Source organism: Pedobacter miscanthi (genome assembly GCF_032678605.1).
GTDB lineage: Bacteria > Bacteroidota > Bacteroidia > Sphingobacteriales > Sphingobacteriaceae > Pedobacter > Pedobacter miscanthi_A.
The window spans coordinates 407,939-420,268 of record NZ_JAVTSU010000002.1 but is presented as its reverse complement, the minus strand read 5'-3'; the positions used below and the strand labels follow the sequence as shown (position 1 = coordinate 420,268).

General features: G+C 38.2%; 12 protein-coding genes. 8 read left to right on the top strand and 4 right to left on the bottom strand.

From position 1 onward, the window contains the following. The first annotated feature begins 2 nt into the window (after positions 1–2). From tilS to R2R28_RS04575, 4 genes are all read left to right on the top strand, one after another. The gene (gene tilS, locus R2R28_RS04590) at positions 3–1,334 is read left to right on the top strand and encodes a tRNA lysidine(34) synthetase TilS (RefSeq protein WP_316824528.1); all 1,332 of its coding nucleotides are present in this window, start codon (positions 3–5) and stop codon (positions 1,332–1,334) included. Next, positions 1,335–1,823 carry a hypothetical protein gene (locus R2R28_RS04585; RefSeq protein ID WP_316824527.1) on the top strand — a complete coding sequence of 163 codons (489 nt, stop codon included), beginning with the start codon at positions 1,335–1,337 and terminating at the stop codon, positions 1,821–1,823. A gap of 118 nt (positions 1,824–1,941) precedes the next feature. Further along, positions 1,942–3,084 carry an N-acetyl-alpha-D-glucosaminyl L-malate synthase BshA gene (gene bshA, locus R2R28_RS04580; protein ID WP_316824526.1) on the top strand — a complete coding sequence of 381 codons (1,143 nt, stop codon included), beginning with the start codon at positions 1,942–1,944 and terminating at the stop codon, positions 3,082–3,084. 221 nt (positions 3,085–3,305) lie between these two features. Next, complete coding sequence (locus R2R28_RS04575) at positions 3,306–3,752, top strand: KTSC domain-containing protein (RefSeq protein WP_025144180.1); 447 nt, start codon at positions 3,306–3,308, stop codon at positions 3,750–3,752. A 56-nt stretch (positions 3,753–3,808) separates the two neighbouring features. On the opposite strand, the gene R2R28_RS04570 is transcribed toward R2R28_RS04575, so the two are convergent. The 3 genes from R2R28_RS04570 to cysS all read right to left on the bottom strand — a co-directional run bounded on the left by R2R28_RS04570 (position 3,809) and on the right by cysS (position 6,691). Beyond that, positions 3,809–3,997: a hypothetical protein gene (locus R2R28_RS04570; RefSeq protein ID WP_316824525.1), complete on the bottom strand. Its 189-nt coding sequence runs from the start codon at positions 3,995–3,997 to the stop codon at positions 3,809–3,811. Between the two features lie 530 nt (positions 3,998–4,527). After that, positions 4,528–5,208, bottom strand: a complete 681-nt coding sequence (locus R2R28_RS04565) for an aspartate/glutamate racemase family protein (protein WP_316824524.1) — start codon at positions 5,206–5,208, stop codon at positions 4,528–4,530. A gap of 22 nt (positions 5,209–5,230) precedes the next feature. Beyond that, a complete protein-coding gene (gene cysS, locus R2R28_RS04560; RefSeq protein WP_316824523.1) occupies positions 5,231–6,691 on the bottom strand; it encodes a cysteine--tRNA ligase in 1,461 nt (486 codons plus the stop codon). 510 nt (positions 6,692–7,201) lie between these two features. Between cysS and R2R28_RS04555 the strand changes: the two genes are divergently transcribed. After that, complete coding sequence (locus R2R28_RS04555; protein ID WP_316824522.1) at positions 7,202–7,633, top strand: GNAT family N-acetyltransferase; 432 nt, start codon at positions 7,202–7,204, stop codon at positions 7,631–7,633. A 205-nt stretch (positions 7,634–7,838) separates the two neighbouring features. Continuing rightward, a complete protein-coding gene (lipA, locus tag R2R28_RS04550; protein ID WP_316824521.1) occupies positions 7,839–8,732 on the top strand; it encodes a lipoyl synthase in 894 nt (297 codons plus the stop codon). A 50-nt stretch (positions 8,733–8,782) separates the two neighbouring features. On the opposite strand, the gene R2R28_RS04545 is transcribed toward lipA, so the two are convergent. Continuing rightward, entirely contained in the window at positions 8,783–10,342 is a 1,560-nt protein-coding gene (locus R2R28_RS04545; RefSeq protein WP_316824520.1) for a TlpA disulfide reductase family protein, read from the bottom strand. Positions 10,343–10,572: 230 nt separating this feature from the next. Here R2R28_RS04545 and R2R28_RS04540 point away from each other — a divergent pair, with 230 nt between their 5' ends. Further along, positions 10,573–11,124: an RNA polymerase sigma factor gene (locus R2R28_RS04540; RefSeq protein WP_138819933.1), complete on the top strand. Its 552-nt coding sequence runs from the start codon at positions 10,573–10,575 to the stop codon at positions 11,122–11,124. A 2-nt stretch (positions 11,125–11,126) separates the two neighbouring features. Next, a complete protein-coding gene (locus R2R28_RS04535) occupies positions 11,127–11,984 on the top strand; it encodes an anti-sigma factor (protein WP_316824519.1) in 858 nt (285 codons plus the stop codon). The last annotated feature ends 346 nt before the right edge of the window (positions 11,985–12,330 follow it).

Genomic DNA, 12,330 nt, shown 5'->3' with positions numbered 1-12,330 from the left:
GGATGTTACCCTTAGACCAATTTCAGGATTTTATTGAACAACAACAGCTGTTTGTTCAGGTTAACAGGATTCTTTTAGCCGTAAGCGGCGGAAAAGATTCGGTATTAATGTTGCACTTGTTTAAAGCAATAGGCATTGATATTGGTGTAGCACACTGTAATTTTAATTTAAGGGCCGATGAGGCACAACGCGACGAAAGTTTTGTTGCTTTACTGGCCAAAAATTTAGGGTTACCTTTTTATGTAACGCATTTTGACACTAAAAAATATGCTGCTGAAAATAAAATTTCGACGCAGATGGCTGCCCGTGATCTCCGGTATCACTGGTTTGAAGAAATTAGACTTAAAGAAAGTTACGATTACATTGCCTTAGCGCAACACCAAAATGATGCGGTTGAAACGGTGTTAATTAACCTTACACGTGGCACAGGGATAAGCGGATTGCATGGAATTTTGCCTAAACGCAATCATTTGATCAGACCCTTGTTATTTTTAAACCGGCTGCAGATTGAGGAATTGGTAGCAGCCAACAACATCGATTTTGTTGAAGACAGCTCGAACTCCAGCACCTATTATACCCGGAATAAGATCAGGTTACAGGTTGTGCCGCATTTGCAGGAGATTAACCCCAACCTCGAAAAAACCTTTGCCGAAAATATAGCCCGTTTTGCTGAACTAGAAACTTTTTTAGCTGTACAAGTGCAAAAACTGGCAGATAAAATTTTAGATAAAAGAAGTGATGGCATCTACATCCCATTGCAGGAAATTATTCAACTAAAGCCTCAAAAGTTATTACTGTATGAATTGCTTAAACCTTTTGGTTTTGTTGAAAATGTGATACAGGAAATTTTAGACAGTTTAAAGGCCTTAAGTGGCACACATTTTTTCAGCTCTACCCATCAGGCCATTATCAACAGGAACGATCTGGTAATCGTTGAAAAAAATGTTTCGGTTACAGCCAACCAATTTATTCATCCAGCTACCGAAAGCACCATTTTTGCAGATCACGAAATTTCATTAAAGTTTACAGAAGAAATAAAATTCGAAACTGACCCTAACAAAGCTTTTGTGAATGCAGATAAATTAATTTTCCCTCTGGTACTGAGAAACTGGCAAAATGGAGATAAATTTATTCCTCTGGGTATGCGCAGTCTGAAAAAAGTAAGCGATTATTTTATTGATGAAAAAGTTCCGCTACATTTGAAAAATACCACACCAATCCTGGTAAATGGAAATGGTGAAATGGTTTGGATTGCCGGCATGCGACAGGATAACCGATATAAATTAACTACTGCAACAAAAAAAGTTGCTATATTCGAACTCAAAATTAAATAAGTGGAAAGCAGATACGCCTATATCGAAAAACAATACATCGGCCGCGATTATGTCCGCATTTTTATTCGGTTGATTATGGCTGCTTTCTGTTTTGCTGCTTATGTTTACGAACGCGACCGCGATAATACGCAAGATTTGTTCCTGGTAGTAGGTTTCGGGATTATTGGCGTTTCTATGCTCCTGCTATTTCTGATTCAGTACAAAATTATTGTAGATAATGGCAGCATGGTACTGGATGGACTCTGGACAACAAAAAGGGTTAAAATAGACTTAAATAGCATTATCGATGTGCGTAAAGCAACCTATAGCCGCTATTTTTTCAATAACCCAGTATATAACCTTCATACCAAAGGTACCATTCGTTTTTACTCATCGGGCAAAGATGCTGTTGTATTAACCGACCGTGATGGTTTAGAATATTTTATTGGTACGCAAAGACCAAATGAACTCTTTTTGGTGATAAAAGAGGAAATGCGTAACCTCAAATAATCATTTCATTTTCTTCAATAAAATATCTAGTCAATATCTAGTCTTTATTATTGCAATAGGCCGACACGCATTATAGATTAAAATCGGGTACATTTGCGGTAACAACAATACGTTTATAATGAAGATAGGAATTGTTTGCTACCCCACTTTTGGCGGTAGTGGAGTAGTTGCAACAGAACTTGGTAAGGCACTTGCTAACGAGGGTCATCAGGTTCACTTTATCACTTATAGTCAGCCTGCAAGGCTCGATTTCTTTTCGGCCAACCTGTTTTATCACGAGGTTTCGGTAAGAAATTATCCTCTTTTTGATTATGCCCCTTACGAATCGGCATTGGCCAGTAAACTGGTAGATGTTGTCCGTTTTGAGCAGCTGGATGTATTGCACGTTCATTATGCCATTCCACATGCTTCTGCTGCTTTTATGGCGAAACAGATTTTAGCCAGTTATGGTATCCATATTCCGGTAGTAACCACTTTACACGGTACCGATATTACGTTAGTGGGTAAAGATCCAACCTACAAACCGGTAGTAACTTTCTCTATTAACCAAAGCGACGGTGTAACTACGGTTTCGGAAGATTTAAAAGAAGATACCTATCGCCACTTCGAAATCACAAAAGAAATTAAAGTTATCCCTAATTTTATAGATTTTAGCCGTTTTAGTTTACAGGCAAAAGATCACTTTAAAAAAGCAATTGCACCCAATAACGAGCGGATTTTAATCCATACTAGCAACTTCAGAAAGGTAAAACGTACGGAAGACGTAATCAAGATTTTCGAAAAAGTGCAGACAGTAATTCCTTCAAAACTGTTAATGGTGGGCGATGGACCAGAGCGTGTATACAATGAGCAACTTTGCCGGTCGCTGAATATTTGCGAAAATGTACGCTTTTTAGGCAAGCAAGATGCAGTAGAAGAAATTTTATCAGTTTCTGATCTTTTCCTGATGCCTTCTGAATCTGAGAGCTTCGGCTTAGCAGCATTAGAGGCCATGGCTTGTAAAGTACCGATAATTACTACAAACGCCGGTGGTTTACCAGAACTTAATGTAGATGGATTTTGTGGTTACATGAGCAATGTTGGCGATGTTGAAGCCATGGCAGCCCACGCCATCGAAATTTTGAAAGATGACGAAACCCTGAACCGTTTTAAAGAAAATGCTTTTACAAGGGCGCAGGATTTTGATCTGAAAAAGATTCTTCCAGAGTATATCAATTATTATAAAGAAGTAATAGAAAACTCGTTACAGGCTAAATATTAAAGGCTTATTGCCCTTTATTAATATGAAGTTTTGCAGTGTAAATGCTACAAAACTTTTTTTTGCCCAATTTTACCTTTAGGTTAGGTAATTGTTAATATTTGCAAAAACAAAACTTTCTCAAAATCAAATGATTATAAATCGTATCTTTGCGGCCTTGAAACGATTTGGCGGATAGAAATTTCTAAAGTCGTTTCACCAAAATTAAAAAGAGGTTAGCCCAAATGAAAAAAATAGTTGATTACAGAAAGCTTTTGAACGTAGATAAAAATGCTGAGTTAAAAGAGCTTAAATCGGTGTACCGTACACTGATGAAAGATTGTCACCCTGATAAATTTCAGCAGGAAGAAGAGAAATTGGATGCAGAAGCAAGAAGTAAAGAAATTATCGAAGCTTACCATTTCTTAGTGAGCATTGCGCCAGAAACACGCGAGCAGAACATCGAAACTTACACGCAAACCACCACCTTATCTAATATTCAGGATTTCGAATACAAACAACAGGTTTTAAATATCCAGTTTTTTGATGGAAGTGCTTATGAATATTTCGATGTGCCAAAAGCAATTTATGTAAAACTGGTAAACGCCGATTCTCCAGGCCGTTTTGCCCGCAGACACATTTTTAACGAATTCCCTTACCGTAATGTAGCAAGGGTTGCAGAGCCAGCATAAAAAATCAATAAATTAAAATATTTGGAAAGGTCCCGACGAAAATCGGGACCTTTTTTTTATTCCTTAACGTCAGATAAAGTTAATTTTTCACCTTCTTCTGCATCTTTCAAGGCTGCTTTTATTTCGATGTGGTTTTCTTTTCTGTTGGATGGAGGAATAGGAATGCCACTCCCAAGTCCGATAGAAGCTAAAAAAATCAGTAATACCAATCCCATTAGCCTCATGGCTTTTTTAAAATGTTTCATTTAAATGAAATGGTGATTTTCTGATTGAATAAATCAGTTGATCTGTAAAACAATAATTGAATGGCCTGACTGGATATCAGGTTAAAATCTCAATTAGTTAATAGATCTGCTTCTATTGGATATAGAGAAATCGATTCCCTAACAAACAGACACGAAATGGCGGATATGGACAAATGTGTTTCGGCAAGTTTCGCTAATTTGACGATTAACAGCCTATTTAAGGTGAAAATTCGCAAAAGGAAGTTACTTATTGAGGCACACGGTTTTCTGTTTGTTTTCCTGAAAACTGGAGAAAGGGCAGCTTTTCGCCTTTCGTAAACCCATTCTGTTTGAAAAGATGGATTGTGTTGAAAAAGTATTGAGCTTACATTATTGTTCGAAAAAGTTATCAGACTCAAAAACAGGGCAACTACAGTTACCCATTTCGAATACATTTTACCGAAGTATATTGATTTACAGTCCATTTCCTTTATTAAAGGTAGCATTATTAGTGCAAAACAAAAACAACGGTTTTTATCTAAATGGTTCAGTTAAGAAAGAATATAATCTACAATGGCCTGGCAATGGGTTTTAGCCGTATCGAATACGGGAACGTCAACATCATCCTGATTGATGAGCATGGGGATTTCTGTACATCCCAAAATGATCCCTTCAGCACCGTCTGCAATCAGCTCGTTAATTATTTTGAGATACTGCGTTTTGGTTTCTGCTAACATTAGTCCCCTACCCAGTTCCTCCTTAAGCGTAAGCTGTATATAATCGCGGGTTTCTTTTTTGGCCGGCACCAAAACCTCTAATCCATGGTCTTGAAGTTTTTTAATATAAAAATCTTTCTCCATGGTAAATGTAGTTCCCAATAAACCTACCTTTTTAATTCCGGTAGCATTTATGGCTTTAGCGGTTTCGGTACCGATATGAATAATCGGCAAAGCAATTTCCTGTTGAATTTGATCAGAAAAAAGATGTGCTGTGTTGGCGCAGAGTACAATAGCTTCTACACCGCTATTCTTTAAACTTTGGCAGGCACCGAGCAGAAGATCAAATGAACCTTCCCAGGTTTGATCCTGAACATCACCAAAATTAAGGGAGTAAATAATACATTCGGCAAAATTTAATCCACCCAACCGCTCATTTACGCCCTCATTTATAAAACGGTAATAATCTATTGTAGATACCCAGCTAATGCCACCTACTAAACCAATTTTCCTCATCGTTAAATCGACTCCGAACTACCTAAGCCTTACTCCAGGTTGTTCCTTCTTTGCCATCTTTAAGCTGAATACCCAATTCCTGCAAACCGATACGGATACGGTCGGAAGTAGCGTAATCCTTATTGGCCTTGGCTTCTGTCCTTAAGTTTATCACCATATCCAAAACGCCGTTTAAATCGTTTCCTCCTGCATCTTCATCTTTTAAACCTAAAATATCGAATACGAAATCGTTAATCAGTTGTTTTAATTTCTCTAAAGCTTCGGCAGAGATTTTTCCCTTTCCATCATAAACGGTATTGATCATGCGTACTGCTTCAAACAACTCGGCAACCAGAATCGGGCTGTTAAAGTCATCGTTCATGGCATTAATGCATTTTTCTTTCAACGCATCAATATCGAAGTCGTTTTGCTCAGAAACCGATAGTTTATCTAAAAGGCCAATTGCCGACATTAAACGACGGAATCCTTTTTCCGAGGCATCCAAGGCGTCATTAGAGAAATCTAAAGTGCTGCGGTAATGCGCCTGCAACATGAAAAACTTCACCGTCATCGGACTATAACCTTTTTTCAGCAAAGGGTGGTCGCCGGTGAACAACTCTAAAGGAAGAAAACCATTTCCTGCCGATTTAGACATCCGCGTACCGTTCACCGTAAGCATATTGGTGTGCATCCAATAGCGCGCAGGCTGTTTATGGCTGCAAGCTTCAGATTGTGCAATTTCGTTGGTATGGTGCGTTGCCGCTAAATCCATTCCACCACCATGAATATCAAATTCGGCACCCAAATATTTGGCACTCATGGCAGAACATTCAATATGCCAGCCCGGGAAGCCCATGCCCCACGGCGATTGCCATTGCATTAAGGTTTCAGGTTTTGCTTTTATCCAAAGCGCAAAATCCAACCTTCCACGTTTCTCATCCTGTCCACCCAGTTCGCGGGTATTGTTCAGCATATCTTCGAGGTTGCGGTTGGTTAAAATCGTATAATTATATTCTTTACTGTATTTCTCTACGTCAAAATATACATTGCCATCTACTTCATAACCATAACCATTGGCTATAATCACCTTAATCATTTCAATCTGCTCAATAATGTGGCCGGTAGCAGTAGGCTCGATACTAGGCGGCTGGGTATTAAACATGCGTAATACATCATGAAAACCCAGTGTATATTTTTGTACAATCTCCATAGGCTCCAGCTGTTCTAACTTTGCACGTTTCGCAAATTTATCCTCACCCTCATCCCTATCGCCCTCTAAATGCCCTGCATCTGTAATATTGCGCACATAACGAACCTTATAACCGGCATATTTAAGGTACCTGAAAATTAAATCAAAAGATATAAAAGTGCGGCAGTTGCCTAAATGTACATCGCTATAAACAGTAGGGCCGCAAACATACATCCCAACATTGGGTGCATTTAAGGGTTGAAAAAGTTCTTTTTTGCGTGAAAGTGTATTGTAAAGCTGTAAGCCAGTATCCATATTGCAAATGTAATATTAAGTTAGAAAGTTAAAATAATTTAATGCTGTAATGTTAAGCTTATGATTTCTAGCTAACATTTGAAAAGGAACTTACTCCTTACCCCGGGCTTTCACCCAAAGAATTATTTATTAGCGTTAGACTGAAGCTAAACTTCCGAAGTCAGCTCTAACACACCGGTCCTATGCGACTTCGGAAGTTGGCAAGCGCTAGGGATGCGTGCCATCAGACGCTACCAGCTGATTGTAAATCAATAATTTACTCTTTAAAGGTTATTTGAAAAATTCCGTTACAGCTCATCGGGAACAGCAGTCCTCTTTCCGCTGTAGTCCCGATTGAAAAAATCGGGAGCTGCCGCTTCAATAGGGTTTAAGTGGCGTGGCCTGGTGCTTTTGGAGGTTAAACTTGCGAAGTTGGCCAAGCACACAGCTTCCGTGCCCTCAGATGTTACCATCTAACGTTAGAACAATTTTTTAATCTTAATTTAGTTTAACAGAATAACCTTATTAATAATGGTCGAAATCAGGGCAATAACCGAAAAAGATGCAGAAATTGTGGCGGAGCTATCCACGCAATTGGGTTACAAAAGTAATATCGAACAAACACTGTCGAGGATCAGGCAGATCGGCAGCAGTAACGAAAATTGCGCTTATGTAGCAGTAATCGATAATAAAGTAGTGGGTTGGATACACTGTTTTTATACCTTAAGAATCGAATCAGACGCTTTTGTTGAAATTGGAGGATTGGTGGTAGACGAAAATTACCGTAACCTCAAAATCGGGCAGCAGCTAATTGAAAGCGTAAATCTCTGGGCAAAAAAGCACCAGGTAAAAAAATTAAAGGTAAGGTGTAATACTAAACGAACCGAAAGCCATCAATTTTACGAACGGGTTGGCTTTAAGGAAAACAAACGGCAAATTGCATTTGAAAAAGATGCGCGTTGATTTTTTGTGTCAGATAGAAATATCTGACACCACAATTAAGCCCTGTTAAACTTGCAAAGTCTAACCCCAGCCCTACACGGCCAGACTTTACAAGTTGGGGCCACAGTTAACCGATTTAAACAATTAACCAGTTACAGAACGATTATTACAACCCTCTAACATTTCGGCATTGTAACAATTCAATCCTATTCATTAACTTTGTAGCATGATTGATTTACCGGTAGTACCTGCTGTAACTGAAGTTAAACGCAAACCAGATTGGTTACGCGTAAAATTGCCCGTTGGTAAAGAATATGCACAAGTTCGCAGTTTAGTAGACACGCACAAGCTCCATACCATTTGCGAAAGCGGTAATTGCCCTAACATGGGCGAGTGCTGGGGTGCAGGTACGGCAACTTTCATGATTTTAGGTAATATCTGTACGCGTAGCTGTTCTTTTTGTGCGGTTGCTACAGGTCGCCCTTTAGCGGTTGATGTAGATGAACCAAACCGCATTGCCGATTCAGTAAGGTTAATGGGTGTAAAACATTGCGTAATTACATCGGTAGACCGTGATGATTTAAAAGATGGGGGTTCCATTATCTGGGCAGAAACTTTACAGGCCATCCGCAGGGAAAGCCCGATTACCACTTTAGAAACTTTAATCCCCGATTTTAAAGGTCAGTGGGATAACTTATACCGTGTTTTAGAAGAAAGACCAGAAGTAGTTTCACACAACATGGAAACGGTTAAGCGCTTAACCAAACAAGTGCGTATCCAGGCAAAATACGACAGAAGTTTAGAGGCTTTAAAAAGAATTTCAGAATTTGGTTTAAGAACAAAAACAGGCATTATGCTTGGTTTAGGCGAAACCGAAGAAGATATTTTCGAAGCCATGGACGATTTAGTTGAAAACGGCGTTCACATCCTAACCTTAGGTCAATATTTACAGCCAACCCGCAACCACCACCCTGTGGTTGATTGGATCCATCCTGATACTTTTGCCATGTACAAAGAAGCAGGTTTGGCAAAGGGCTTAAAATATGTAGAAAGTGGCCCGTTGGTACGCTCATCTTACCATGCTGAAAAACATCTTTTCCCTATTGAAGGAATTGCATAATTTAAAGTATTTAAGGAGATTTTAATTCATTTAACTGAATTAAAATCTCCTTAGTTTTTTTTAAGTGCAGCGTCGAGTTCGTTATTACCCATACTTCCTGATAACTCATCCATACGTGGTGCATTATTATTCGCCATGGTACCATCTTTATTGATAATGACATAATGCGGAATTCCATTAACCCCATACGTTTTACAAGCCGCGTTTTTAGTCCACCCTTCGGCAATTAAGTTTACGCCTGTTAGCTTGTATTCTTTTATGGCGTTTTTCCAGGCTTTCTCTCCGCTGTCTACACAAACATTTATAAATACTACCTCCTTATCTTTATAATGCCCATGTAATTTGGTTTCAAAGTTTTCAATATCATAAATACAAGGTCCGCAACCAACTCCCCAAAAATCGATATACACCACTTTACCTTTAAAATCGCCTAGCGAAACGGTTTTTCCTTTATCATCAGGCAATGAAAAATCAGGTGCCTTTAAACCAGGTTTTAAATTTTTGGCCAAATTGTATTTTTCTTGTAAAGCATTTTTAAAATAGGGTGTTTTTGCCTGTGGAAGATAAAAATTGTACACTTCTTCTACATCCTTAAATGGGTAATAATCAAAGCCGGATGTAATACATTTGGTAATAAACCAATCTTCAACTAATGTTGATCGAAAAGCTGCTTTGGCCATATAATAATCTTTAAAACTAAAATTTGTTGGGCTATTTTTTTGGGTTTCTTCTACGTATCGGTTAATTGGAGAGGCGAACCGGATATAATTGAACATAAATTCCCTGTACTCAGGCAGGTCTATTAAATATCTTTCATTACAACTTTTATAATTATCGCTGCCATCCAGAATACTATACAGTAAAAATTTAGAGGTTTTTCCATCTATTTGCCCCTCAATCATTGGTAGCTTAAAAATACTATCTTCTGTTACTTTAAGGGAAAACCGATCCAAAAGCTTAGCACTTCTAAGCCAGGATGCATACGAAAAATAATTGTTTGAGAGTAAGTATGCCGTAGATGAATTGGTATGAATTCCATCTTTCGACAAAATGAACTTTACTTTTTTGCTGTACATATTATTCACCAAATCAAATTTTGCTTGTGCAGACAAAGTTTCACCCTCCTTATACAATTGGTCCCTCAATTCCGATTCAGGCTTTCTAAAATTTTGATAAATCCCCCATTCCGTTTTTAGGGTTTTAGCTCTATCAGCATTAATGGCATTTAAACTAAACGATTTTTCAAAACTCTTTTCATCCCAGTTTAGCAATACGGTATCGCCTTCGGCTACCGTTACAGTTATAGCATCATCATTTAAATAAAGATAAAGCTGCTGGCTGTTAATAATTGGAAACGATTTTTCAAATGATCCATCTTTATTAAAATCTACAGAATAGCTGTCGTTATTTTGCAAATAACTAGTCATGGCAAATTCGAAAAATTTATCTTTTAAATTTTTCGCTTTACCTTTTAATACGAAAGTTCCTTCTTTACCAAAACTGGTTAACAAATCATCTTCGCTTTTTGTACTGTTGTTGTTTTGGGCAAATACCGCGGTACTAAAGAGTAGGGTAACCAACAGTATAGCATATTTAAGAGCTGCATTCATTAAGCGTTATATTTAGTTAAACTAAAGTAGCGCTATTTGATGTGAATATCCTGTTAAAAATCATTATTTTTTTCAGGCTTTATGCTTCAACTTTCGTTCTGTGTAAGAAAAAAGACTCATTCGTTAGCGCTTAATTTTAAATAAGTTAATTAATCGCACTCCTTGTCGGAATGGATTTATAAAACATTTTTTTGCTTTTACTGTTCTGTATTGTATCTTAGTAACCGATAGTGACTGCATTAAAAAAATTAACCCTAACTGAGCCTGAACTTGTTCAAGCACTGCAATCGAAAGATCCAGCGGTACTAAAAACACTGTACAGCATGTATTCGTCGGCCCTTTACGGCGTTATTTCACGCATTATTACCCATACCGAGCTTGCTGAAGATGTGTTACAAGAAACTTTTGTAAAAATTTGGCAATCGGCTGCACACTATGATCATACTAAAGGACGTTTGTTTACGTGGATGATGAACATTGCCCGCAATTTATCGATCGACAAACTTCGTTCTAAAGATTTTAAGAATTCACTCAAAAACCAAGATATAGAAAATAACGTAAGTTTCGTTGATGAACAAAACAAGGTTACGTTTAATCCTGATGTTCTTGGAGTTAAGCAACTTGTAGAGAACCTTAAACCGGATTTACAAGCAGTTCTTGATTTAGTTTATTACAAGGGTTTCACACATGTGGAAGCCGCAGAAAAGTTAGATCTGCCATTAGGTACGGTGAAAACCCGGATCCGGTTGGCTATTATTGAATTGAGAAGGAATTTTAATTGAGCGTGGAAAATTTAAAAGCATATATCGAATCTGGAGTACTCGAGCTGTACGTTTTAGGTGATTTATCACCTGAAGAAACGTTGCAGGTTGAGGAAATGGCATCTCAAAACCCTGAGGTAAGAGATGAAATAGCTGCCATTGAGCAAGCTATGGAGCAATATGCTATGCAAAATGCTGTAGAACCATCTGCAGATGTAGAAACAAGATTATTCGAAAAGTTGGGGTTAAGTGAAGTTGAAGAGAATGTGAATGTTCAACCCGAACCAATTTTCACAGAAGAACCAAGAATTATACGTTTGGATGGAAGTGATGCTAAAGTGAGAACTTTACGTTATGCCTTAGTTGCTTGTGTAGCCTTATTGGTAGTAAGTACGGCGGCCCTGTTTATTACTTATAATAAGCTGAATGCAGCGCACGACCAAATTGCAAGTTTAAGCCTCGACAAACAAAAATTTGCCGGTGTAGTAAGTAAACTGGAATTTGATAACCAGGGCTTAAATAATATGGCCGAAATGGCTGATAGCAAAGAATGGGCAACCATCAGAATGGCAGGACAGGCTTTTAGTCCAACTTCTAAAATGAAGGTTTACTGGAACAAAAAAGACAAAAGTGTGCTGATTAATTATGTGGCGATGGATTTACCAAAAGCAGATGCCGAACACGAATATCAGTTATGGGCCCTGGTAAATGGTAAACCAGTAAGTTTAGGTGTATTCGGGAAAAGTGACTCAACCAATAATGAAGCGCTGGTAAAAATGCAAACCATACAAGAGGCACAGGCATTTGCAGTAACTTTAGAGCCTATGGGCGGCAGTGTTAATCCAACAATGGATAAACTAACCGTAATGGGTGGTGTTTAAGTAGAAATTATTTAGTCAATATATTAAATCCCGGTATTTTTCAATGCCGGGATTTTTTGTTTTCATAATATTAATTTCTCGTTGATGTTTATATTAGAAAACGAACAGTTCCAACTCCGTAGGTGCTGCAGCCCCGTTATACACTCCAATCTTTTTATTGCAAATTCAATACGTCAGGCAATACGTTTTAGTCTAATCCATGTTAAGCAATAAAAAGGATTTCCGTTGTTACCGGGTTTAGGAACCATGGGGCTGTGGGTTTTGACCTTTCGACTGCCCTTTGTAGGCAATTGTTTTGCGCCCTGCAGCCATAAATAGGATGAATGGCCGCGCCGCCTAAACCTGA